The organism is Exiguobacterium sp. s70 (assembly GCF_018618315.1).
GTDB classification, from domain to species: domain Bacteria; phylum Bacillota; class Bacilli; order Exiguobacteriales; family Exiguobacteriaceae; genus Exiguobacterium; species Exiguobacterium chiriqhucha.
Map to the genome: position 1 here is coordinate 69,283 of NZ_JACSLV010000002.1, position 25,467 is coordinate 94,749.

Sequence of the window (25,467 nt, forward strand, 5' to 3'; positions counted from 1 at the left end):
AATTTGAACTTGTCTCCAGTCATTTCTATAATGAGATAGAAGCATAAGAGACTATTCACATAGGGAGTTGTTCAACGTGTCGGAAAAAAGAGTCGCCGTGATCGGTGCCGGACCAGGAGGACTTGCGGCTGCGATGCTGCTCGCAAGCCGTGGTGTGAAGGTAACAGTATTTGAGAAGCAGGCGTTCGTCGGTGGACGAACGTCTCGTCTTCAAGTCGGAGAATTCGCGTTCGATCGTGGCCCGACTTTTTTAAATATGCCGTATATTTTAGAAGAGATTTTCGAAGAGACGGGTCGCGATTTACATGACTACGTCGAGATGAAACGCCTTGAACCGATGTACGACCTTTATTTCGATCGAGGGAACCGGGTACTGTCGATGACGACCGACCGCGATCAAATGCATCAGGCGATTGAAGAGCAGTTCCCTGGGAACGGGGAAGGCTATGAGCGCTTCATGGCCGAACAAGCCATCAAGCTGTCGAAGTTGATGCCGGTCCTGCAGACGGCGCATGACAAGCTGACGGATTACGTGGCCACACGTGTTTTGAAGGCGTTGCCGTTCTTGTCGATTGGTAAATCGTTATATGACGTGTTATCGGAATATTTCACGAGCGAGGAGCTGAAGTACGCCTTCACGTTCCAAGCCAAATATTTAGGGATGTCGGCTTGGGATTGTCCTGGCGGCTTCTCGATTTTGTCGTATATGGAGCATGCCTACGGCGTCCATCATCCGATTGGCGGCGTGAACCAACTATGTACAGCGATGGCGCGCGTCATCGAAGAAGAGGGCGGCGAGATTCGTCTCGGAGAAGGCGTTGACCGTCTCTTGCTCGATGGGAAACGTGTTAACGGTCTCGTGGCGAACAACGTGCATTACGCGTTCGATGAAGTGATTGTCGGGGCCGATTTCGCCCATGCGATGACGACGCTCGTCCCGAGTGATGCGCTCACTCGTTGGAGTCCGAAACAACTGAAGAAGAAGCGCTACTCGTGTTCGACGTTCATGCTCTATCTCGGGCTCGATCGCGTCTATGACGACGTCGCCCATCACTCAATTCATTTCGCAGACGACTACGAGCGTAACGTGAAAGAGATGACGCAAGACTTGAAGCTGAGTGAAGACTTCTCCTTCTACGTGCAGAACGCGTCAAACATTGATCCGACGCTGGCGCCAGCCGGTAAATCGTCACTCTACGTCCTCGTGCCGGTCCCGAATAATCTGTCGAATTTGCCTTGGCAGAAGCTCGAGGCGACGATGACGGAACGTGTCCTCGATGCGCTTGAGACGCGTTCACCGTATCGCGACATTCGTAACCATATCGAGGTCATGCAGCCGCTCACGCCGAACGACTGGGAAGCGTTCGGTGTATATGAAGGAGCCACGTTCAATCTCGGACACAACTTATCGCAGATGATGTATTTCCGTCCGCACAATCAGTTCGAGGAACTCGATCACGTCTGGCTCGTCGGAGGGGGCACTCATCCAGGCAGCGGACTGCCGACGATTTTTGAGTCGGCGCGGATCACGGCGAACCTATTGCGTGACCGGGCAGGTGTCGGCCAATGAACATCAGCTTCGTCGGTGCCGGAATCGGGTCGCTTTACGCGGCCTTGCTCCTGACCCATAAATATCCGTCGCTACACGTGACCATCTATGAGAAAGAATCCCGCGTCGGGGGTCGACTCAATTATGTCGAATTCGAGAACGGCGCCCGCGTCGATGAGGGGCCGACCATCGTCCTGTTACCCGGGAAACTGAAAAGTCAGCTTCAAGAAGCCGGGTTCCCGGAACGTGAGCTCGAACTGCTTGAAGTCGACCCGCTCTATCGCCTCCGTTATGAGGATGGGACGACGTTCTTTAAATATCGCGATATCGAGCGCCAGGCGGCCGAAATCGACCGTCTTTTCAACGAGGGTGCCGGATTCAAAAAATATATGGCCCAAAAACGAGAAGAGTATCGCCTCGGCTTCGACGCGTTCTTGGACCGGGGCTATAAGAGCAAGACGGATCTGTTCGAGCCGAAGTTATTGATGCTCCTCATGCGCTTGAAGGCGTATGAGACGGCCCACGAGAACATGAAACGCTTCTTTAAGGACGAACGTCTTCGTGTCGCCTATAGTCTGCAAACGCTCTACATCGGCGGCAACCCGTATGACACGCCATCCCTCTATGGCTTGATTCCGTATCGGGAGCAAGAAGAAGGGATTTGGTACGTCAAAGGAGGATATTTCTCGCTGGCGACGAAAATAGAACAAGAGTTGAAGCGCCGGGGCGTCACGTTCAAGCTGAACGCGAACGTCGAACGCGTCCGCGTCGCCGAAGGTCGGGCGGATGCGGTCGTCGTCGACGGAGTCGTCCATCCGTATGATGCGGTCGTCGTCAACGGCGACTTCCCGCTCATGGAACGCTTGATTGATGGCGTCAAGCCAAAGTCGTATGAACCGTCGAGTGGGACGCTCTTGTTGTATTTCACCGTGAACGGGGACATCGACTTGCCGGTCCACCAATTCGATTTGCCGACTGATTTCGCCGGGTCGATGCGGACCATCTTCGAAGATGGTAAACTGAGCAAGTATCCAGCGATGTATACGTTCAATCCGTCCCTCATCGATGACTCGCTCGCGCCGACGGGGACGAGTGTGCTGTACGTACTCGTACCGGTACCGCGTAAATTGGAACGGAAAGACTTCGAAGCGAGCGGTGCGATCGAGCATTTGATCGGCCGCATCGAACGGATGGTGCCCGATTTCAGAGACCGTGTCTTGGAAATGAAAGTCCGGACGCCGATGGACGCGGAACGATTCGGCTTGTTCGAGGGTGGAAGCTTCGGCATCGCCCCGAAATTGGCCCAATCGGCCGCGTTCAAACCGCAGGCCCGTCCGTATGCCCAGATCGACCGTCTCTATGCGGTCGGGGCATCGGTCCATCCATGCGGAGGCGTTCCGATCGTCATGATCGGCTCGCAACTGTTAGTGAAAAGAATGGAAGAAGAAATGGGGGCATTGTACCATGACGACACAAGAAGCGTATCGTCAATGTGAAGACGTAATGAAAAAAGGCTCGCTCACGTTCTATCGGGCCTTTTCCCTGCTCTCTAAACCTGACCGCCAAGCCGTGGCTGCGGTCTATACGTTTTGTCGGACACTCGATGACGCGGTCGACGAATCTGACAGCCCCGAGGAAAGTTTGACGCATTTTTTGGCCGAGTTCGATCTTTTCTTGGCGGGCGAACCATTGCCGGATGCGCTCTGGGTGGCGCTCGAGGATGTCTGGAAGCGATACGACATGGACGTCGAACCGTTCTTCGAGTTGGCCGAAGGCATGAAATGGGACTTACATAAGACGCGCTATGCGACGCTCGAGGAGACGGAGCAGTATGGCTATTACGCGGCCAGCACCGTCGGCTTGATGCTGTTACCGATTCTCGCGCCGGACGCCGATGCGGCTGGACGCCAGCAATTGAAGCAAGGCGCCATCGATTTAGGAATTGCCATGCAGTTGACGAACATCTTGCGCGACGTCGGGGAAGACCTCGATCGGGACCGGATTTATGTGCCCCAATCGTTGCTCGCCGAGTTCGGTGTCGCGGAAGCCGATTTGTTTGCGCGGCAAGTGACTCCGGCGTTCATCGACGTCTGGGAGACAGTGGCCCGTCGCGCGGAAGCGTTATACAGCAGCGCCCGGGAGACGCATCACTTGTATCCTGTGACGAGCCGGAAGCCTGTCGCGGCGGCAGCGCTCCTCTATGAAGGAATTTTAGATGCGGCCCGGCAGAACGGGCATGACGTCTTCACGAAGCGGGCGTATGTCTCGACGATTCAAAAAGGCAAACTGTTGGCCAGATTATAAGCAAGGGCGGTCGTCTTGAGACGGCTGCCTTTTTTGCGCACAAAAAAACCACTTTTGGCGGGGGACCAAAAGTGGTGTAAGCGTTATGTGATTCGTTCATCGGGGAAACGAACGAATCGGACGTGATGAACCCTAAAGATGTGCCTCGTTTCATGGGGAATGAAACAATGGGGCATCTTCGCTGAAGCAGGATGCTTGATGGACTAAGGGGGAACATCAGATGCATGCTGTTCCAGCTGCGGGATACGAGTGGGGAAACTCGCTCATCACTTTTTTCTCGGGTGTGACAAGTTCAAAACGCGATAGGCTCGGGGAAGCCATTCGATCGCTACAGGTGTAACTAACGTTACAAAACTGCTTGAACTCGAATATGATATTATCACGTCTGTCCCGTGTCGACAAGTGTCGAATCCTCTGTTCACAAAATGTTCAAATTGTCAGAGGTATGTCCTCTAACATCGATCGCGCCGCGAATTGTCCTGAAAGCGTCACCATCGGGCTACCGCCACCAGGGTGGGTCGAACCGCCCGCAAACCAGATGTTTGAGACGTCTTCGGAGCGGGCCGACGGACGGAAGAACGCTCCTTTTTTCGAGTTGGCCGACGTCCCGTACAACGCTCCGTAATAGGCGTAAAAATCACGGGTCAAATCGAGTGGAGTGACGCGGCGATGGAACAAGACATCGCTGTCTTCCCAATCGACACCGAACGTGCGGAGCCGTCGACGAATCAAATGCTCATACGTCTCGGCATCGATATCGGTCATATGGGCCGGCGCATTGACGAGGATGAACAAGTTATCGCCGGCTTCTCCCATTGACGGGTCGGTATGGGCCGAGTTCGAGATATAGATCGTCGGCTCATCGGCATAGCGTTCCTCTTCAAACAAGGCCCGGAACTCGGCCTCGTAGTCGTCTGAGAAATAGACGTTGTGATGGGCGAGGTTCAATCGTTTGTTCAAGCCGATCATGATGACGAAAGCGGACACCGATGGCTCGATCGTGTCGCGTGTCGGTACAGGGAACGAGGGACGGTCCATCGCGTCGACGAGACGCGGATATTGCGTGAGCAGTTCCCCGTTAAGAAGGACGGCATCGCAAGACATGACCTCTTCGTGGTCGATGACGACCGCATGGGCCTTCCCGTTCGTCACTTCGATTTTCGTCACCTCATGGTCGAGCCGGAACTCGACGCCGAGCTCGCTCGCCCGTTTCGCGAAGCCTTTCGCGATCGTCCAGTTCCCGCCTTTGGCGAAATAGACGCCGTCATTCAGCTCGAGATGCGAGATGAGCGCGAACGTGCCCGGTGTGACGTAGGGGCTGCTGCCGATATACGTCGCATACCGGTCGAGCGCTTGGATGATGCGCGGGTCCTTGAAGTATTTTTTATGGAGCGCATGCAGGCTCTTGAGCGGATGCACTTTCATCATGTCGGCCCAAAGACCGGTATCGATTTTCGAGTCCATCCGCGTGAAGAAGCGGTGATTGGCAATCTCGAACAGTTTTTCCGCCTCGTCTAAGTAAGCGGCCAATTGATTTTTATCGGCTTTGTCGCCGGTCAGACGGCGCACCTCAGCTTCCATTTTTTCGCGGTCCGAATCGAATGTGAACGTCGAACCGTCGGAGAAGTGGTTGACCGTGTGCGACTCGAGTTTGACGAGCTCAAAATAGTCATCCGGGTTGGCGCCGCTGTTGCGGATGACGGAGCGGAACACGTCCGGCATCGTAATCGTATTCGGTCCGAAGTCGAAGCGGTGTCCATCGGTGATAATCGGCATGAGCTTCCCACCGACATGCTCATTCTTTTCAATGACGGTCACGTCGTAACCGCGGGCGGCCAAGGTGACGGCGGCACTCAAGCCGCCGAGACCGGCCCCGATAATGGCGATATGTTTCATAGTATGCCTCCTAATTATTGATACGTCCGGCCTTTCCATGAAATCGGCTTCCGTCGCCATTTGCGCACGACCGCGCTCGACAAAAGGAGCAAGTAGGCGATGAGACTGAACGGGTGGAGCCAAAATTGGCGGCCACCCGATTTGACATCGATGGCGAGGCGCGCGAGCAAAACGAACGCGCACGCCAAGAATGAAATCCAGTCCATGCGGACGAGAAAGACGATGAAAGCAGACAGCTGGATGCCGTAGTAGAGAAAGAAATAAAGGGCGATGCCCACTGCTTCATTCATTCCCTTGAATACGTTCTTTGAAAACCCATTCCAGACTTCTTCATTCGTCGCATACATGTCACACGTGATATACGGCGAGACGTTGACGAGCGACGTGATCTTTTTCCGACGTTTGAACTCGCGGCAGAGATCGATGTCGTCAATCAGTGAATCATGAATCGAGGCATGCCCTCCGACATCCTCGTAGCTCGCCCGCTCGACGAGGACGTTCATCCCGTTGGCCGCGGCGAAGGCAGGATGACGGACTTTTCGCCAAAACAGGGGCAAATGCTGGGCGATTAAGACGTGCTGCATCGGAATCAACAGTTTCCCGAGCCAAGTCGGTGTCGGGAAACGGGGGAAGCCGGACAAGAAGACCGCTCCTTCGCGGGCGAGTGTGCCGTGAAGTCGACCGATGAACGTCGGGTCGATCGTCACGTCGGCATCGAGGAACAATACATACGGCTCGGTCGTCCGGGTCGCCAACTGATGGCATGCATGGACTTTACCGGCCCAGCCTTCCGGGAGCGGCACCCCACGGAAGATGGTGAAGCGGGAATCGCCCGCAATCGCTTGAACGAGCACCTCATATGTACCGTCCTCGGACCGGTCCTCATACAAATAAACGTGACATTCATCCGTCAAGGCGGCCTTTAAACTTGTGACGAGCTTCGGCACGTTCCGCTCCTCGTTCCGAAGCGGGATGCAAATCGCGGTCGAAGGGACAGGGGCCGGAGCGGTGAGCGGCCGGAGGAATAGCAAGTTCACCAGCGTGAAGACGAGCATCAGGGACGTGATGACGAACAGAATCATGAGCGGCCTCTTCCGAGTTGGAGCACGTGCTCTGTCCAATCCGCCAAGCTGCGCTTCGGAGGGAACAGCTCGATATAGCGGTCGGATTGTGCGATCACGTCGTCGCGCGTATCGTCATATAGTCGCTCAAGTGCTTTGGCGAGCTCTTGTTTTTGGTCACGTCGCGTCTTAGAGACGACCGTATGGTTGCGGAACCGCACATAGACAAGCGGGGCGGCGTGGGACGCGAACGTATAATAGATGGCGCACAACCGGACTTCTGGATTGTGAATCAGCATCGTTGCACCGGAACCGATCTCGAGCGGGCGATGCTCCTGTGGATACTCACGTCCTTGCGGGAACACCCAGACGGACTTGCCAGCGAGTAACAGCCGATTGGCATAGTCGAGCGAGGCGCGCACGTCCGATAGTTTGCCTTTTTTGATGGAGAACGCGCCTAAGTGGCGGAAGAACGGGAAGCGGCGCAGTCCATCCTCATCCATCAAGACGTGGACGTCGTGACGCAAATAATATTCGTTCAACATGAGCAGAATCATCCCGTCCCACCACGAGCTGTGTGTGCTCAAAAACAATCCAGGTGTCGGCACGTCATCGGCCCGGACGTGAATCGTATGGAAAAACGGACGGATTTGACGCTCTTTGACGAACGTCGAGAACAGGTTATTGAACCATTTCTTTTTGCTCGCTTCGATCATGACGGCTCCTCCGTTCTATCAAGATGAGACCTGCGGCGGTCACGAGGCTGAGGACACCGATCCCGTAGAGACCGGCGTTGACGGCCGTGACTCCGAACAAGGCGTGAAGCATGACGAACAAATAACGGCCGTGCCCGAGCAACATCGGTTCCGCCTCGACTTCAAACCGGTCGAGTAACCAAGAGAAAATGAGCGACAGTCCGAACCAGCCGACGAAGTTTTGCGTCGGGATATCATAATACAAACCGTCATTGGCCCATTCCCAATAGCCTTTCACGTTCGCGGCGACCGGATCGATTGCCATGTCGAGCCAAACAGCGAGGAATGGGACGAGCCAGAGCGTGCGGTTCTTGAACGAGAACAAGCGGGCGACGGCAAAACTCGAGCCGATGACGGCGAGCCAGGCCGCACCGATTGTGACCGGTACACCGAACACGGTCGGACCGAACGCCTCGGCATAGATATACTCGCTGAACGGGAACCCGGTTTTGACACCGAGCGTCTCGACAGCGATTGAGCCGAAGAAGATGAACGGGACGATCCAGCGGGCGTGACGGACGCCGTCCGCAATCACCCAACCGCCGATGGCCCCAGCGAGCCATAAGAATACCGGGTTTGCCCATTCGAGCCAACTCGGCAACAAATCAAAGCCAACGAGGACGACCCCGATGACATACCAAACTAAAAACCATTTCCAAATCCATGGATACACTTTCATTTCATCACCTCTATTACCATTCTAGAGAGGTTTGTGACATCCGTCTAATAAATGCATGCAAAAAAAGAGCCCCTCGAGAGGGACCCATCAATTTGCCATCCGTTTTCGTTTCTTGACGAACGAGAAGGCGATGAATAAGACGTAGAACGTGACGGCGATGAACCAGAACGACGGCCATTCTTTCCACCGGGCGAAAATCATGTACGTCAAGTAGATGAGACTGACTGTGATGATGAACGAATGGCGCGGGAGCGGCACATCTTTGAAACTCGGGATGCGCACGCGGCTGACCATGAGCAGGGCGAGACCCGTGAAAAAGATTGGGGTGAGCAGTTCATTGATCTGGTCCCCGAACGTCGTCACGACGGCGAGCAGTCCGCCGGCCGCGGTGATCGGGACGCCTGAGAAGTAGCTGGCCGTGACGTTCGTCGCCGATAAGTTGAAGCGGGCCAAGCGGTAAGCGCCGAACAACGGGAATAGGGCGGCGAAGAAGAGGCCGTAATTGCCGTAATCGATAAAGAACGTGTAGTAGGCGAGTAACGCCGGGGCGACCCCGAACGTGACGACATCGGCGAGCGAGTCGAGTTCTTTCCCGAAGTCACCGGCCACTCCGAGCATACGGGCCAGCCGTCCGTCGAGACTGTCGAGCATCATGGCGATGATAATCAGTAACGTCGCGTTCGAAAAGTCGCCGCGCGCCGCGTAGACGATGGCCAAGACGCCACAGAACAAGTTGCCGAACGTAAATGAGTTAGGAATCCACGAGCGGATTCGTTCTTTCCACATAGGTATTGCCTCCATCTTTGTTATTGAGTGAACCAGCGACCGTCCGTGAATCCGAGCAAGTCAGCCGGAGCGAGTTCGAGTTGATAGCCGCGTTTTCCGGCCGAGATGATAATCGTGTCTTTTCGTTTGGCGCTGTCGTGAAGAAACACAGGGAATCGTTTCTTCGCACCGATTGGCGAGACCCCGCCCCGGATGTACCCGGTTAGCGCCTCGAGTTCCTTCATCGGTACGGGCGACGCCTTTTTGGCACCCCAGGCTTTTGCGGCCGCTTTTAAGTCGATATCGAGCTCTCCTGAAATCAAAAAGAAGGCGAATCGGCGTTGCTCGTTCTCGAGACAAATCGTTTTATACAGTTGGTCGAGCGGTTTACCGAGTGATGCGGCGACATGCTTGGCCGAGACGTCGGACTCGTCCACTTCATATGTGTGATACGTGAACGGGACGTTCCGTTGTTTCAGTTGTCTTGCGGCGTTTGTCAGTTGCATCAGTCCCACCCTTTCGTTGAACGACTCTTTTAAGAATAGCAAATAGTGGTAGCGTCGGGCAATCGAACTCGGAAAGTTTTCATGACAAGAAGGAAACAGAATCCACGATAGAGAAATGAACAGTGATTCATTTTATCATGAAGGGGGAAATTAGGATGGAAACGATTCAACTGGAACAGCGGAACGGGGTCGGCTGGCTGAAATGGGACCGGCCGGAAAAATTGAACGCATTAAATGAAACGTTGCTTCGTGAGGCGAGGGAAGCGATGGAGCAGCTCGTGGCGGATGAGGCCGTCCACGTCATCGTGCTCGTCGGGCAAGGGCGTGCCTTCTCATCGGGACAGGACTTGACGATTGAGAGTGACGCCGACTATGGAGTGTATTTAGAAGAGGTGTATCATCCGCTCGTGCGGGCGCTTGCCGACTGTCCGAAACCAATCATTGCCGGCATTCATGGGGTCGTCGCGGGGGCGGGTCTCAGTCTGGCGCTCGCCGCGGACGTCCGGCTCGTCGCAAGGTCGACGAAGTTCAGTTCGGCGTTCATCAAAATCGGTCTCGTCGCCGACGCGGGGGGACCGTACCATTTGCGACGCTTGATGCGGCCAGATCTCGCGCTCGCTTGGATGTGGAGCGGCAGCACGATTGACGCCAAACAGGCCGAGACGTTCGGTCTCGTTACGGAGCTCGTCGAGGATGAGGCGTACTTGGAACGGTTGACGACATACGCCGAGACGCTCGCAGCCAAGTCACCGACGGCGGTGCAAGGCATGAAGGCGTTGTTCCGGGCCGATTCGTTCGAGGACGGGCTCGAGCAGGAGATTATCTGGCAACGGAAATGTGGGCAGACGGACGTTCATCGCCAGGCGATGCAGGCGTTCTTAAATCGATAATCGATAAAAAAAGAAGCGGTCACAGCGACCGCTTCTTTTTGATTGGTTATGAAGTTGGCTTCGGTTCGAACTGGAAGCCTTTTTGTTGCCACGTCCCGTATTTCCAGCGCCGGAAGGCGAAGAAACCGCGGAACCACTCGTCGAGTGAGAAGGCGAGCCAAATCCCGAGGACGCCGAGCCCCATCTGGAGACCGAACAAATAACTGAAGACGACGGCGACGCCCCACATCGAGGCGATTCCAATCATGACCGGGAAGCGAACGTCGCCGACCGACTTGAGCGAGCCCATCAAGACGATGTTCATGGCACGACCTGGCTCAAGGATGAGCGTCGCCCATAAAATCGGTACGCCGACGGCGATGATGTCCGGGTTCGACGTGAACAGGCCGAGCAACGACTTACCGAAGACGGCGAGTCCGAGTGAGGCCACGAGTGATGCGAACATGGCGAGCTTCAACGTCTTGACGGCGCGGGTATACGCCTCTTTAAACCGTTTCCCGCCGATGTCACGGGCAATCAACAGCTGCGTCCCTTGCGCGACGGCGACCGTGAACAAGAAGGCGAGCATCGAAAGGTTCATGACGTAGACGCGGGCGGCGAGGGACGCCTCACCCATCGTGGCGATGAAACCGGTGATGATGATTTGCGAGAACTGATACGACAAGTTCTCTCCGGCCGATGGTACCCCGATTTGGAGCAAGGCACGGATATCATCGCGTTGCGGCTTAATCAATTCTTTGAGCGGGAAGCGGAGCATGAGTCGCTTCTTGACGATCCAGAACAAGAGTACCATCGCCGAGAAACGGGCGATGACGATGGCCCAGGCGACACCGGCGACACCTGTCACCGGGAGGCCGAACCAACCCATGACGGCAATCATGGCTCCGATGGCCGTGATGATATCGATGAGAAGCGTCGCGAGCATCGCATGTTTCGTCATCCCGTGACTCCGGAGGACGGAACTGAGCGCCATGATGAGCGCCTCGGTGAAGAGCGACAACCCGACGATTTGTAAAAACAAGAGACCGTGGTCGAACAGCTCATCCGATAGACCGAACAGGCGGAGGAACGTCTCACCGAACAAGAACACGACGGCGACCATGATCACGCCGAGCCACATGTTCAAGCTGACGGCAGAACGGGCAAAGTCGCGACTCTTCTTCATCCGATTGGCGCCGATGGCTTGACCGATCAAGATGGTCGCGCCGACCGACGTCACGCTGAAGACGATTAAGAAAACGTTCAAAATTTGGTTGGCGACGCCGACGGCAGAAGCGGCGGCATCGGAGTAATGGGCCAGCATGAGCGTGGCGATAATCCCGGTCCCCATATGGAGCGCGAGCTCGATGAAGATCGGCCACGATATTTTAAATAAACTGAGCTGTTCGGTGTTTTTATTCGGCATGTGTATTCTCCCTTGTTTCTACAATTCTCTCTATGAAATATTTACGTTGTCAAAATCACAAGGGTCATGTTACTCCTTTTGATATGAAAAAGAAAGGGATTTAGCAAATTATTTTCAACAAAAAAAACACCCGCCGAAACGGGTGCAAAACCGAATTTATTTCATTTTCAAAATCGTGGCGCTGAACGGTGCGAGTTCGACTTCAAGTGAGTCTACATCGCGGTCGTGAAGCAAATCGTAAGCGCTTCCCGTATGCCAGAGTGGGTTCAGCTTCGATACCGTCTCTGAGTTATTGAAGTATATCAAATATGTCTCGTCTTTCGTGCAACGCTCAATGATGAGTGCGTTCGACTCGTTATCGACGAGGTTGAAGCGATACGAGCCGGCGTTGGCGAGCACCGGGTGCTCTTTGCGGAGTCGAATCAATTTTTGGATATAGCGGAACAGCTCCCGGTCTTCCTGCGTCTCATCCCACGGCATACAACGACGGCAGCCCGGGTCTTGTTCACCCTCGAGCCCGATTTCATCCCCGTAATAGATACATGGGCTGCCCGTGTACGTGAGCATCGACGTCATGAGCAACTTGAACTTTCCTTTATGTCCTTTCGCTCGTGTAAGGGCGCGCGGCGTGTCGTGCGAATCAATCAAGTTGAACGTCACTTCGTTCACGTTCGTCGTGTTCATCATCTCGACGCGCGTCAATTCATCCCGGAACTCGGAAGCGGACGTCCGGTCGAGCGCGAAATAGTTGAGGCTCGCGTTCGTGAACGGGTAGTTCATGACCGCATCGAACTGATCGCCTTGAAGCCACGGCTGCGCGTCATGCCAAATCTCACCGAGGATGTACGCTTCTGGGTTCGCTTGTTTCACGGCTTTCCGGAAGTCGCGCCAGAACGCATGATCGACTTCGTTAGCGACGTCCAAACGCCAGCCGTCGATGCCGAACTCCTCGACCCAATAGCGCGCGACTTCTAATAGATAAGCTTTTAGCGCCGGGTGCTCCGTATTGATTTTCGGCATGTTCTTCTCGAACGCGAACGTATCGTAGTTCGGCTTCGGTGTCGTCTCGATCGGGAAGTCACGAAGGTAGAACCAGTCCCGGTACTCCGACTGCGGTCCGTTCTCGACGACGTCGAGGAACCACGGGTGATTGTACCCGACGTGGTTGAAGACCGCGTCGAGCATGACTTTAATCCCGTTCTCGTGCAGAAGGTCGACGAGTTGTTTGAACTGTTCCTTCGTTCCGAACTGAGGATCGATTTCCATATAATCGAGCGTATCGTATTTATGGTTCGTCGTCGCCTTGAAGATCGGGCAGAAGTAGATGCCGGTAATGCCGAGGTCGACGATGTGGTCGATATGATCGATGATCCCTTGGAAGTCGCCGCCGAAGAAGTTCGTGATTGTCGGCTCGGTGCTATTCCACGGGAGCGTGCCTTCCGGGTCGAGTGACGAGTCACCGTTCGCGAACCGGTCCGGGAAGATTTGATACCAGACCGTATCTTTCACCCACGACGGGGCATGGAAGATGTCGACCGGGTTGATGAATGGGATGCAGAAATAGTAGCCCGTATCATCGAGCGGCTTATCTTCGAACCAACCTTTTTCCGTATAGACGGCCGTCTCATTACCGTCATGGAGACGGAAGCCGTAACGGAGCCGGCGGAATGGCGGCTTGATGGCGATGAACCAATAGTCGTATTGGTCGTCGTGTCCGATCTTTTCCATCGGTGTCTCGAACGTGCGCCAGAAGCTCGGCTTGTCCGGATCGAAGTTCCACATGGCCGGGTCTTCCGAATGCCAGTCATATGGGTCATTCCAAATTAAGTCAACAGATTGGATATCATTTCTTTTCGTATGGAATCGAATATGTATCGTTTCTCGGTCGTACTTGTACACGAAAGGGGACATGGCGCGATGATAGATAGCTTCTTTAATCAAATGAAATCGTTCCTTTCTCTCTTAGGGTTGTTACCATTTTACACTGTCTGTTCAGAAAAGAAACATCAGTTGTGAAAACGTTTGCTCAAGCAAAGGTTAATAAAGCGTTTACATTTTGTCAATCGTTCGATTCCTTGTTTCATAAGAAAAACACCTACAAAAAGTTCAAAAAGAGATAAATGGGACAACAGCAGGAAAAATTCCTAAAAAAAAGTCTTGTAAAACGCTTACACAACTGTATAATAAAAATTGAGGTGAGGATGCAAACGTTTTCACTAACCTACTGATTCTGTAGCGGAGTTGTTTAAAATCAGTAGGCCAGTGCGATTGCGCAAATCTGACCATACTATTCCTTGGGGAGGTTTTTCATCATGAAGATGAAAAAAATGGTAGCAGGACTTTCAACGGCAGTATTCGCTTTCGGTGCACTTGCTGCATGTGGTGGCGGTACGGACAACGGTTCTACTAACGAAGGCGGTTCTTCTAGCGAGAACAAGCCAGAAAAAATCGTAATTTGGGAAGATATTGAAAAGTCGGAAACGACGAAAGAAGTTGCGAAGGCGTTTGAAGAAGAACACGGCGTCGCAGTTGAAGTCGTTGAAGTCCAAATGACGGATCAAAAAGACAAGTTGGCGCTTGATGGCCCAGCTGGTAAAGGTCCTGATATCGTTCTCGTACCACACGACCAAATCGGAACAATCGCTGACCAAGGTCACTTGGCTCCACTTACGGATGAAGGCGCACTTGAAGCGTTCACAGACGCTTCGAAATCGGCTGTCATGTTCGACGGACAAGCTTACGGCTATCCGAAATCAGTTGAAACACCAGTCCTCATGTACAACAAGGATTTGGTATCAGAAGCTCCTACTTCAATGGACGACTTGTACAAGTTGTCTACAGATCTTAAAGACAAAGGCGAGTACGGCTTCCTCGGTCTTTGGGATAACTTCTACTTCGCTCACGGTGTAGTGGCTGGCTTCGGCGGTTACGTCTTCAAAGAAGACGGCGGCGCGCTCGACCCAACTGACATCGGTTTGAACAACGAAGGCGCAGTTGAAGGCTTCGACTACATCGGCAAATGGTACCAAGAAGGCCTCTTCCCTAAAGGGTTGATCGGCGAGTCTGGTGGCCAAGCGATGGACCAACTCTTCACTGAGAAGAAAGCACACACAGTCATGAACGGACCATGGGCCGTAGCTGGTTACCAAGATGCTGGCGTCAACCTTGGAGCGTCTGCATTGCCGACACTTCCAAACGGTGAGCCAATCAAGACGTTCATGGGCGTGAAGACATACGCACTTTCTGCTTACACAGAAAACCAAGAGTGGGCTGAAATGTTCCTCGCAGAACTCACGAACGAAGAGAACGCATTGAAAATGTTCGAAGCGTACAACGAGATTCCACCAGTAGCAGCACTCGAGTCGAATGAGACAATCACGTCGAACGAAGTTGCGAAAGCGGTATTCGATCAAGCGACGAACGCAATCCCAATGCCTAACATTCCTGAAATGGGACAAGTTTGGGAGCCAATGGCACAAGCACTTCAGCTCGTAGCAACTGGCAAGCAAGATGCACAAAAATCAGCTGACGATGCTGTTAAAGTCATCGAGCAACAAATCCAAGCGAACAACCAATAAGGACAAGAAATGATGGGGTACGCCGACTGGCGTTCCCCCTCATTTTCTAGAATTGAGCAAACGCTTGCTCGATTGATTTGCTCAAATTGAAAGGAGAAATTGAGGATGGCTTCAATTGCGAACCCGAAAACGCCGGATCAACGTCCGGACAAACAACCGACCAATCATGCTCGGAACGCTGCATTACTCTCGATCATTCCGGGAGCCGGTCAATTTTATAACAACCAAAAAGCGAAAGCGATCGCTTTCTTTATTGTCATCATGTCTTATTTTGCAGTAAACTACGATCTCTTTTTCAAAGGAGCAGGCGCTGGACCTGGCGACCGTGGCGGCCTTTGGGGATTGATCACGCTTGGCGAAGTGGCAGGACCTCGTAACGACCATTCCATCTTCTTGATGGTAGAAGGTATTGTCGCATTGATCTTACTTTTCTTCGGAATCGCGTTCTACGTCTGGAACATTCGTGACGCTTACCGAGTCGGTCGCATTCGTGATCAGCACCTAAACGTTGCAACGTTCCAAGTGCAACTTCGCAACTTGCGCGACCACGGATTCCCATACCTGATGTTAATTCCGTCGCTCATCTTGCTCGTCTTCACCGTTATTCTTCCATTGATTTTCACATTCTTGATCGCCTTCACGAACTATCGCTACAACAACGCACCACCGGCGAAACTCGTGGAATGGGTCGGATTTGAGAACTTCACACGAATCTTTGAAATTGATATTTTCCGTGACACGTTCGTCGGCGTTCTTGGTTGGACGCTCGTCTGGACAGTCGCTTCGACGGTCGGTGTCATCGCCATCGGGATCTTCCTTGCAGTCCTCTTGAACCAAGAAGGTCTTCGTTTCCGTCGCTTGTTCCGCTCAATCTTGATTTTGTCATGGGCCGTACCGGCGTTCATCACGATCTTGATTTTCCGTTCGATGTTCAACGAATCGTTCGGGGTATTCAATACGACGATTCTTCCGGCGTTCGGACTTGATCCGATCAACTGGATGACCGATCCGACGGCGACACGCAGTGCGCTCATCTTGATTCAATGGTGGCTCGGCTTCCCGTTCATCATGACGCTCATGACTGGGGTGCTTCAATCCATCCCGGGTGACTTATATGAAGCGGCGACGATTGACGGTGCGACCATCTTTGATAAGTTCCGTTTAATCACATTGCCGATGCTCTTGTTCGCAACAGCACCGATTCTCATCACGCAGTTCACGTTCAACTTCAACAACTTCAACATCATCTATCTCTTTAACGGTGGTGGACCGGCTGTTCCGGGCCAAACTGCCGGTGGTACCGATATCTTGATTTCATGGATTTACAAATTGTCGCTCGGAGCCAACCCGCAATACGGACTTGCGGCTGCGATTACGCTCATCTTGTCATTCTTCATCATGACACTTGCCGTCATCCAGTTCCGTCGGACAAAATCTTTCAAAGACGAGGATATGATCTGATATGAAAAAACAAAAACGAATCAATTTGGCGTTCTCTTATGTCATCTTGACGCTTGCGTCGATCATCATTCTCTATCCAATGCTTTGGGTGGTCGGGACGTCATTCAACCCGGGTCGTACGATCACATCGACCATCATTCCGTCGAACCCGACATTTATTCACTATAAAAACTTGTTCGATCTATCTATTTCGGATTATAGTTTATGGTATGTGAACACATTAAAAATTGCAGTCATCACAATGTTGCTCTCAGTCGTTTTGGTAACGATTACAGGTTATGTCTTCTCGCGTTACCGTTTCGTTGGACGGAAGAACTCGCTCGTCATGTTCCTCGTCTTACAGATGGTCCCGCAATTCGTTGCCATCATCGCCATCTACGTGCTCTTGAACATGCTCAACCTTCTTGATACGCACACAGCCCTTATTTTGCTGTATGCCGGAGGCGCAATCCCGATGAACACGTACTTGGCAAAAGGTTATTTCGATACGATTCCGAAAGAGCTCGATGAAGCTGCTCGGATGGATGGTGCCGGTCACCTTCGTATCTTCTGGCAAATCATTTTGCCGCTCGCGAAGCCAATCGTCGCAACGATCGCCTTGTTCAACTTCATGGGCCCGTTCAACGACTTCATCTTGGCATCGCTCGTCCTTCGTTCACCAGAGAAACAGACGCTCGCGGTTGGTCTTTACAACATGATCTCTCGACAGTTCGACAACAACTTCACGTTGTTCGCGGCAGGCGCCGTCCTTTCGGCCCTTCCAATCGTCCTCTTGTTCTTCATGTTCCAACGCTACTTTGTCTCGGGTCTCACTGCCGGTGGTACGAAAGGATAATACTCACTTAAGGGGGAAGCGATATGAGGCGAGGCGTCGTGCTCGTTCTTCTGTCGCTTCTTTTGTTTCCAACAATCGTCGGAGCGAAAGAAGCAGCATCATGGGAACAGGAACGCATGTACTTTATCATGGTCGACCGATTTGTTGACGGGAATCCGGACAACAACGCGCAGGTCGACAAAGATGACCCGAAAGCCTTTCACGGGGGCGATATCCGCGGCGTGATTGAAAAGCTCGATTATATCGAGTCGCTCGGGTTCACGTCCGTCTGGCTGACACCGGTGTTTGAGAACATGCCGGACGGTTATCACGGATATTGGATTAAAGACTTTTATAACATCGATCCCCAATTTGGGACGAAAGAAGATTTGCAAGAACTCGTCGACGAGGCCCATAAACGGGACATGAAAGTCATCCTCGACTTCGTCGTCAACCACGTCGGTCCGAAACATCCATGGGTCGAAGAACGACCGGACTGGTTCCATGACGAGTTGCCGATCGTGCTTTGGAACGATCAAGAACAAGTCGAGACGCACTGGCTGTTCGACTTGCCGGACTTCAAAACGGAAGACCCGGAAGTGAAAGACTACTTACTCGATGCGGCCACGTATTGGATTGAAGAGACCGGCATTGACGGCTATCGTCTCGATACGGTACGTCACGTCGACAAACCGTTTTGGGAAGACTTCGTTAAAGCGGTCCGGGCCGTCGACCCCGACTTTTATCTGTTGGCCGAAGTGTTCGACCCGGATCCACAGTACGTCGCGGAATATGATGACCTAGGCTTCAACAGCATCACGAACTTCACGTTTTACGACCGCGTCTCGAAGACGATGACGCAAAAGTCGGCGAGTGTGGACGAAATCGACGTGGCCGCGAGCTACGCCGAGACGTTCTTCAACGACCCGAACCAAATGGCGACGTTCCTCGATAACCACGACGTAGAACGATTCATGCACGTCGCGGAACTCGGCGGGGCCGAGTCGGCCGAGCGTCGCCTACGCCTCGGGTTGTTCGCCCTTTATGCGTCTCCAGGCATGCCGATCGTCTTCCAAGGGACGGAGAACGCACAAAAGGGCGGAGCCGATCCGGCGAACCGGGCCATGACCGATTTCCCTGGAAATGAAGAGCTCCATGAATACGTCACGATGATGAACCGGATGCGAGAGGAATATCCCGTCTTCGCGACCGGCGAACAACGCATGATCGCCTCGAAAGACGGCATGGCCGTGTTCGAGCGTCGTGACGGCGACGATGTCGCTTTGTACGCTATCAATATGAACGCCGAGGACCGAGAGATTGAATTCGAGGTAAGCGAAGTCGGGGAAGATACACGCCTTCGTGGTCTCTTGTTCTCACAACTTGTCACCGACAAACGTGGCACGTTCACCATCAAGCTCGCAGGAGAAAGCGCGAACGCCTACATCGTCGAAGAATCGGAAGTGAACATGTGGACGATCGGTCTACTTGTCATCGCCATCCCGATTTTCTTGACTGGATTGGTCATGTGGAAGCGTCGCAAGAGCGCGAGCTGACGATACCCTGTGATAGGGAACTATGAATTAACGGAAGCAAGGGGGAGCATCATGCAAATCACGATTAAAGATGTCGCCAAACACGCCAATGTCGCACCGTCGACCGTGTCTCGCGTCATCGCCAACAGTCCGCGTATCAGTCAGAAAACGAAAGAGCGTGTACGCAGTTCGATGGAAGAACTCGGGTACCATCCGAACATTCACGCGCGAAGTCTCGCCAACCGCTCGACACAGTCGATTGGTCTCGTCATGCCGAGCGCAGCGACGAAAACGCTTCAAAATCCATTTTTCCCTGAAGTATTGCGTGGAATCAGTACGAAAGCCCACCAAAACGGTTACTCGCTTTACATGACGACGGGCGTGACCGAAGAAGAGGTCTTGTCGGGGGTCATCGAGATGGTCCAAGGCCGTCGCGTTGACGGCGTCATCGTCTTGTACTCACGTGAAGACGACAAAGTCGTTCAATACTTACGTCAGACAAAATTCCCGTTCGTCGTCGTCGGGAAGCCGTTTGGAGATGCCTCCTCGATTACGTACGTCGACACGGACAACTATTTGGCCGGGCGTGAAGTAACGAAACACTTATACAACCTCGGCCATCGTTGCATTGCCTTTATCGGGGGATCCGATAAACTCGCCGTCACACAAGATCGTCGCAACGGGTACGCGACAGCGTTGATGGAGGCGGGCATCCCGGTTCGGGAAGACTATATCGCTCGTGCCGAGTTCATGACGAAGGGCGGGGCCAAAGCCGTGCGGGAGTTGCTCCAGTTAGAGGAACCACCGACAGCCGTCGTCGTCAGTGACGATATGATGGCGCTCGGCGTCATCAGCACGCTCAGTGAGATGGGGCTTAAGATACCTGAGGACGTCGCCGTCGTCAGTTTCAACAACGTCTTCATCGCCGAACATTCGAATCCGCCGCTCACTTCGGTCGAAATCAACATCTTCGGCCTCGGTTTCGAGGCAACGAACTGTCTGATTGAACAGATTGGAGACAGCGCGCCACCTTACGGGAAACGCGTCATCGTTCCGCATTATTTGGTCGTTCGTCAGTCATGTGGTCAGAAAAAGAAAACTGAAATCGTTGAATGAGGTCAAACCTTCCGTTTCATGCGGGAGGTTTTTTTATGTTCAATCCGGATGCATATAATAGAAGCGGAATCAATCAGTCAAAAGTCATATCGTTACAAATAGATTACAATCGTGAAAGAAATGCATGAAACGGAATTGCAAGGGAACATCTACATTACCGGCCGAATGGCAGATCATTACGAATCCGCCCAGCCAATAACCAAAAAAATAAAGAATTTGAAAGGGAGATACAATCATGGATAACAAACGTTATGTAGGCACTTACTATCAGGAGTCAGAGCTTGTGTCAAAAATTGATGAGCTTCGCGCCCAAGGGCATCGCGAAGACGATCTGTACGTCGTTGTGAAAGATAAGTCGAACCTTTCGATGGTTCGCGGCGAAACGGATGCAGAAGTAAAAGAAACGAAAGCGTCATGGCTCGATCGTTTCTTCGGAGTAGCAGACGGCGGAGACGAAGTACGTCACACGTTCGATAAACTCGGCTTCTCACAAGAAGAGACGGCGCGTCATCACCAAGATATCGAAAACGGCGGCATGGTCCTCTTGCTCGACAAGAATGACGGCGTGTTTGACGACGGACGTAACGATACGTTCGAAGGCGGCCGCACATCAGCTGGTTACGGATCAGAAGGTAACGAAGCGGGCAATATGACCGCGCGTGACTTCGGAACAGGGACTGGCGTAACCGGTGCTGGCATCGGTGCAACAGGTGCAGGCGTCAACTCGAACCGCTTCAACGATATGGATGAGGACATCCGTAACCGTACGGACTTGACGGACGAACAGAAACTCGAGTTGCACGAAGAGCGTCTCCTTGTGAACAAGGAACGTGTGCAGACTGGTGAAGTTCGCGTCGAGAAAGATGTCGTCGAACGCGAAGAACGCGTCGATGTCGAAGTCGAGCACGATGAAGTGTATGTCGAACGTCGCCGTGTCGATGGGGACCGTGAAGCGACGGGGCATTCGTTCGATGCGACGACTGACCGCGATGAGATTCGCGTACCGGTCACGGAAGAACGTGTCGATGTGACGAAGAAAGATGTCGTTGCCGAAGAAATCATCGTCGGCAAAGAGAAAGTCAAAGATACGGAAACGGTACGTGAGACGTTGCGTAAAGAAGAAGCGCATATCGAAGGGGAAGACGACCTTCGCCATCGCGATCATGATCTCGATCGCAAACGTCGCGACGAGCGTGACCGCCTCTAATTGATTGACCAAGTACCTCGACAAGGATGGCTCTCTCTGAGGGACCATCCTTTTTTTCGCCAAGTAACCATAGGAGGAATCAATGCCATGAAACATGCGATTATCTCTGAAGTATTTGACCAGCCGGAGGCGCTGCTCAATCGAACGGTCGATTTGAAACGAGAAGGATACGCCGAAGAGGACATGTACGTCCTCGTCAAACGAGCCGACGTCGCGGACGCGGTCCGACGCCAGTCGAAGTTATATGTGCTCGTCACCGACGAACCGGGTACGGTCGCCTCACTCGTCACATCGAGCGAGCGACCGATTGAACGCTGGCTTGGTAGCATGCGGCTCACGAAGAAGCAACAGGATCGCTTCGCTCAGGAAGTCGAGCAGGGACGACTCTTCTTGTACGTCGATGCCGACCGTGGCGACCAATCGCTTGAGGCCGGCCGCCCGAAAATGAAATCAGAACCGGAGACGGAAGAACAGACGCTTGCCTTGCACGAGGAACGCTTGACCGTCGAGAAACAAGCCGTTCAAACGGGCGAGGTCGTCATCAATCGACACGTCGCGGAGACAGTTCAAGAGATTGAAGTCCCGGTCCGCAGGGAACAGGTTCATGTGGAGCGGACACCAGGGTCAGAAGACGTGCTCGAGGACTATGACTTTAATCAGCCCGGCATTCGCACGATTGACGAAGGGGACCATCTCCGGATTCAAGTCATCGAGGAACGGGCGTTCATCGTCAAACGTCCTGTCGTCGTCGAAGAGATTATCGTCCGGAAACAAGTGACCGAAGACGTGAAAACCATGACGGAGACGCTCCGTAAAGAAGAAATTGAAGTGACCGAGGTCGGCCAGGCCGACGTCACGATTCATGACCAGACAACCCGAAAGGATGAGACACGATGAGCAAACGTCGATTTGTAGACACATACCAAGACGAGGCGGCCCTCGTCGCCAAAATCGATCAACTGACCGAGGAAGGCTATGAGGAGAGCGACTTATATGTCGTCGCGAGAGACAAAGATGACGTCTCGCTCGTCAAACGGAACACCGACGCAAAAGTGGAAGCAGCGAGCGCGAACTGGATGCAAAAGTTCGCGGGTGTGGCCGAAGGCGAGCAGGAAGTGAAGCGGGCGTTGCTCGACCTCGGTCTCGCTGACGACGACGTCAACCGCGCGTATGGCGATATTTTAAACGGAGGCTACGCCTTGATTCTCGATGAACCGGACACGGGGTTCAATGACGGAAACAACCCGGCGTTCGAAGGGCACGAAGCGAACGCGGCGTTCGGGCGCGACCGAGACAAGTGACTAGAGCACCTACTGCCTTCTTGAAAAGGTGGTAGGTTTTTTGTTTGCTCCAAAAAGTAAGAAAAAAGTTTATGCAAACGATTGCATTCTCGTGCGAGTCGTGTAAAATGAGAGGTGAGATTGAAATACAGCGCTTTCATAGACAAACGGTTGCATGATTCGATTGTCTAATGACGAGTAGCCTTGTAGAGAAAAAGGAGTGGCAGACAGATGAAACGATTGTTTGCAGTCGACGAATGGAAAGTAACGGAAAAAGGCCTACATCCGGAAGAAAATCGCCTGGCGGAATCAATTACCTCGCTCGGGAATGGACATATGGGGATGCGTGGCAACTTTGAAGAAGAGTATTCAAACGATACACATCAAGGCTTTTACGTGGCCGGTGTTTATTACCCAGATAAGACACGTGTCGGTTGGTGGAAGAACGGTTATCCGGAATACTTCGCAAAAGTATTGAACGCGACGAACGTCGTTGGGCTTCGTGTCGCCATCAACGGGACGCCGGTCGACTTGGCGAAGTGGGAAGTGAAAGACTTTACGCGTGAACTTGATATGCAGCGCGGTGTCTTGACGCGGACGTTCACGCTCGTGAACGGGACGGAAGAGACGAACGTCGAAGTCGTCCGGTTCTTCTCAATCGTCGACAAAGAGATTTTGGCGATCCGTTACAACGTCACTCCGGTCAACTACGAAGCGAAAGTCGAATTCACACCTTTCTTGGACGGCGATGTCGTCAACGAAGACTCGAACTACGATGAGAAGTTCTGGTTGCCGGTCGAACACGGCGTCGAAGAGCGTTTCGGTTTCGTGACAACGAAAACGAAGAAGCTCGACTGGCACGTCACGGCATCGATGATTGCTGACGTCGAGGGGGCACGTTGCGAAGTGCTCGAAGCGACGGACCTTTACGTCGCCAACAAGTTCACGGTCACGGCACCAGCTGGTGAGACGGCGACGGCGTACAAGTACGTCTCGGTCGTCACGAACCGTGATTATGAAGTCGAGGCGTTACAATCGGAAGGGATGCAACGTGTCGAGATGGCGTTCGAAAAAGGCTTCGAAACGCTTCTCGCCGAGCAGACGGAAGCATGGCTCGCTCGTTGGGAAGACGCGGACGTCCGCATCGACGGCGACGCTGAAGCGCAGCAAGGTATCCGCTTCAACATTTTCAACATGTATCAGACGTATACGGGCGAGGACTCGCGCCTCAACATCGGACCGAAAGGGTTCACCGGCGAGAAATACGGCGGCGCCACATACTGGGACACGGAAGCGTATTGCCTCCACTTCTACTTGGCGACGACGAAACCGGAAGTATCGTGGAACTTGCTCAAATATCGTCACAACCAATTGCCGCAAGCAAAAGAGAACTCGGTCAAGAACGTCGGCATGGAAGGCGCCCTCTATCCGATGGTGACGATGAACGGGGAAGAGTGCCACAACGAGTGGGAAATCACGCATGAAGAGATTCACCGGAACGGTGCGATCGCCCACGCCATCTTCAACTATACGAACTTCACGGGCGACAAGTCATACCTAGGTCAATACGGACTTGAAGTATTGGTCGAGATCTCGCGTTACTGGGCGAGCCGCGTCAACTTTGTCCCGCACAAAGACGTGTATATGATTCTAGGCGTCACAGGTCCGAACGAATACGACAACAACGTCAACAACAACTGGTATACGAACTTGATTGCCGCTTGGACGCTCGAGTACACGCAAGAAGTGTACAACTATTTGAAAGAAGCAGAGCCGGCGCGCCTTGAAGAACTTGTCGCGACGCTCGGTCTTTCAGACGAAGAACTCGCGAAGTGGAACGATATCCAAACGAAGATGTACTACCCGAAAGATGACCTCGTCCCAGACGTGTTCATGCAACAGGACGGCTTCATGGATAAAGAACAGATTTTGGTGAAAGACCTCGATCCGAAACATTTGCCGCTCAACCAAAACTGGTCGTGGGACCGTATCCTCCGCTCGAACTTTATCAAGCAGGCGGATGTGCTCCAAGGACTGTATACGTTCAGCGATCGCTTCACGGTCGAACAGAAGCGGGCCAACTTCGACTTCTATGAGCCGCGTACGGTCCATGAGTCGAGCTTGTCGCCTTGCGTCTACTCGATTATAGCAGCCGAAGTCGGCTATGAAGACAAGGCGGTCGAGTTGTACCAACGTTCGGCACGACTCGATCTCGATAACTATAACAACGACACGGAAGACGGGCTTCACATCACGTCGATGGTCGGCTCATGGATGTCGATCGTTCACGGTTTCGCAGGTATGCGCGCCCTTGAGTCGGAGCTCACATTCAGCCCGATGATTCCTAAAGGCTGGAACGGGTACTCGTTCAACATGCTCTGGCGCGGTCATCACTTGACGGTCACGTCGACGCGTGAACAAGTGACGATCAAACAGACAGGTGGCACGGACGTGTCCATCCGCGTATACGGAAACATCGTCACGGTCCCGGCAAACGATGCCGTGACAATCGAGACGGTGAAAGCGTGACCAAACGCATCAGCTCAACAAGTCGGCCTCGGCCGGCTTGTTTTTTTATGAAGAGCGTGGACACATCCCATTATTTTTATGGTAGGCAGCACTAGAAAACTATGTTATCTTGATTCTTAGCCATTTTTGAAAGGGGA

21 protein-coding genes are annotated in these 25,467 nt (G+C 53.1%); 13 read left to right on the forward strand and 8 right to left on the reverse strand.

The features are described from left to right. Positions 1-43 precede the first annotated feature (43 nt). Genes KNP84_RS05015 through KNP84_RS05025 form a run of 3 tightly spaced genes read left to right on the forward strand, consistent with a single transcriptional unit; the run spans position 44 to position 3,853 of the window. Positions 44-1,570, forward strand: a complete 1,527-nt coding sequence (locus tag KNP84_RS05015) for a phytoene desaturase family protein (RefSeq protein ID WP_214830481.1) — start codon at positions 44-46, stop codon at positions 1,568-1,570. Continuing rightward, complete coding sequence (locus KNP84_RS05020; protein WP_215114422.1) at positions 1,567-3,045, forward strand: phytoene desaturase family protein; 1,479 nt, start codon at positions 1,567-1,569, stop codon at positions 3,043-3,045. Before KNP84_RS05015 ends, KNP84_RS05020 begins: the two co-directional genes overlap by 4 nt. Further along, positions 3,014-3,853 (forward strand): phytoene/squalene synthase family protein, encoded by an 840-nt coding sequence (locus KNP84_RS05025; RefSeq protein ID WP_215114423.1) that lies wholly within the window; start codon positions 3,014-3,016, stop codon positions 3,851-3,853. Before KNP84_RS05020 ends, KNP84_RS05025 begins: the two co-directional genes overlap by 32 nt. Positions 3,854-4,282: 429 nt before the next feature. Here KNP84_RS05025 and KNP84_RS05030 read toward each other — a convergent pair whose 3' ends face one another. The 6 genes from KNP84_RS05030 to ybaK all read right to left on the reverse strand — a co-directional run bounded on the left by KNP84_RS05030 (position 4,283) and on the right by ybaK (position 9,515). Continuing rightward, complete coding sequence (locus tag KNP84_RS05030) at positions 4,283-5,749, reverse strand: phytoene desaturase family protein (protein ID WP_215114424.1); 1,467 nt, start codon at positions 5,747-5,749, stop codon at positions 4,283-4,285. A gap of 14 nt (positions 5,750-5,763) precedes the next feature. Beyond that, positions 5,764-6,831, reverse strand: a complete 1,068-nt coding sequence (locus KNP84_RS05035; RefSeq protein WP_215114425.1) for a glycosyltransferase family 2 protein — start codon at positions 6,829-6,831, stop codon at positions 5,764-5,766. After that, complete coding sequence (locus KNP84_RS05040) at positions 6,828-7,526, reverse strand: lysophospholipid acyltransferase family protein (RefSeq protein WP_029595951.1); 699 nt, start codon at positions 7,524-7,526, stop codon at positions 6,828-6,830. The genes KNP84_RS05035 and KNP84_RS05040 overlap by 4 nt, the downstream gene beginning before the upstream one ends. Beyond that, positions 7,492-8,244 (reverse strand): carotenoid biosynthesis protein, encoded by a 753-nt coding sequence (locus KNP84_RS05045; protein WP_021066675.1) that lies wholly within the window; start codon positions 8,242-8,244, stop codon positions 7,492-7,494. Before KNP84_RS05045 ends, KNP84_RS05040 begins: the two co-directional genes overlap by 35 nt. Before the next feature lie 87 nt (positions 8,245-8,331). Then, positions 8,332-9,030: a CDP-diacylglycerol--serine O-phosphatidyltransferase gene (gene pssA, locus KNP84_RS05050; protein WP_021066674.1), complete on the reverse strand. Its 699-nt coding sequence runs from the start codon at positions 9,028-9,030 to the stop codon at positions 8,332-8,334. A 20-nt stretch (positions 9,031-9,050) separates the two neighbouring features. After that, positions 9,051-9,515, reverse strand: a complete 465-nt coding sequence (ybaK, locus tag KNP84_RS05055) for a Cys-tRNA(Pro) deacylase (protein ID WP_021066673.1) — start codon at positions 9,513-9,515, stop codon at positions 9,051-9,053. A 155-nt stretch (positions 9,516-9,670) separates the two neighbouring features. On the opposite strand from ybaK, the gene KNP84_RS05060 reads away from it, so the two are divergent. Then, entirely contained in the window at positions 9,671-10,405 is a 735-nt protein-coding gene (locus tag KNP84_RS05060; RefSeq protein WP_021066672.1) for an enoyl-CoA hydratase/isomerase family protein, read from the forward strand. 46 nt (positions 10,406-10,451) lie between these two features. Here the strand turns inward: KNP84_RS05060 and KNP84_RS05065 are convergent, their stop codons facing one another. Both KNP84_RS05065 and KNP84_RS05070 read right to left on the reverse strand, forming a co-directional pair. Beyond that, positions 10,452-11,810, reverse strand: coding sequence for an MATE family efflux transporter (locus KNP84_RS05065; RefSeq protein ID WP_021066671.1), 1,359 nt, complete (start codon positions 11,808-11,810; stop codon positions 10,452-10,454). 156 nt (positions 11,811-11,966) lie between these two features. Continuing rightward, a complete protein-coding gene (locus KNP84_RS05070) occupies positions 11,967-13,751 on the reverse strand; it encodes a glycoside hydrolase family 13 protein (RefSeq protein ID WP_021066670.1) in 1,785 nt (594 codons plus the stop codon). Between the two features lie 371 nt (positions 13,752-14,122). Between KNP84_RS05070 and KNP84_RS05075 the strand changes: the two genes are divergently transcribed. The 9 genes from KNP84_RS05075 (at position 14,123) to KNP84_RS05115 (ending at position 25,330) form a co-directional block, all read left to right on the forward strand. Continuing rightward, complete coding sequence (locus KNP84_RS05075; RefSeq protein WP_021066669.1) at positions 14,123-15,388, forward strand: extracellular solute-binding protein; 1,266 nt, start codon at positions 14,123-14,125, stop codon at positions 15,386-15,388. Between the two features lie 105 nt (positions 15,389-15,493). After that, positions 15,494-16,849 carry a carbohydrate ABC transporter permease gene (locus KNP84_RS05080; protein ID WP_021066668.1) on the forward strand — a complete coding sequence of 452 codons (1,356 nt, stop codon included), beginning with the start codon at positions 15,494-15,496 and terminating at the stop codon, positions 16,847-16,849. A gap of 1 nt (position 16,850) precedes the next feature. Further along, on the forward strand, positions 16,851-17,684 hold the full coding sequence (locus tag KNP84_RS05085) for a sugar ABC transporter permease (protein ID WP_021066667.1): 834 nt from the start codon (positions 16,851-16,853) through the stop codon (positions 17,682-17,684). A 23-nt stretch (positions 17,685-17,707) separates the two neighbouring features. Further along, on the forward strand, positions 17,708-19,219 hold the full coding sequence (locus KNP84_RS05090) for an alpha-amylase family glycosyl hydrolase (protein WP_021066666.1): 1,512 nt from the start codon (positions 17,708-17,710) through the stop codon (positions 19,217-19,219). 51 nt (positions 19,220-19,270) lie between these two features. Further along, on the forward strand, positions 19,271-20,314 hold the full coding sequence (locus KNP84_RS05095; RefSeq protein WP_029595946.1) for a LacI family DNA-binding transcriptional regulator: 1,044 nt from the start codon (positions 19,271-19,273) through the stop codon (positions 20,312-20,314). Positions 20,315-20,549: 235 nt separating this feature from the next. Further along, positions 20,550-21,521 carry a YsnF/AvaK domain-containing protein gene (locus tag KNP84_RS05100; RefSeq protein ID WP_251131163.1) on the forward strand — a complete coding sequence of 324 codons (972 nt, stop codon included), beginning with the start codon at positions 20,550-20,552 and terminating at the stop codon, positions 21,519-21,521. Positions 21,522-21,608: 87 nt separating this feature from the next. Continuing rightward, the gene (locus KNP84_RS05105; protein ID WP_215114427.1) at positions 21,609-22,418 is read left to right on the forward strand and encodes a YsnF/AvaK domain-containing protein; all 810 of its coding nucleotides are present in this window, start codon (positions 21,609-21,611) and stop codon (positions 22,416-22,418) included. Beyond that, a complete protein-coding gene (locus KNP84_RS05110; protein ID WP_215114428.1) occupies positions 22,415-22,822 on the forward strand; it encodes a general stress protein in 408 nt (135 codons plus the stop codon). The genes KNP84_RS05105 and KNP84_RS05110 overlap by 4 nt, the downstream gene beginning before the upstream one ends. Positions 22,823-23,032: 210 nt before the next feature. Continuing rightward, on the forward strand, positions 23,033-25,330 hold the full coding sequence (locus tag KNP84_RS05115) for a glycoside hydrolase family 65 protein (protein ID WP_021066660.1): 2,298 nt from the start codon (positions 23,033-23,035) through the stop codon (positions 25,328-25,330). The last annotated feature ends 137 nt before the right edge of the window (positions 25,331-25,467 follow it).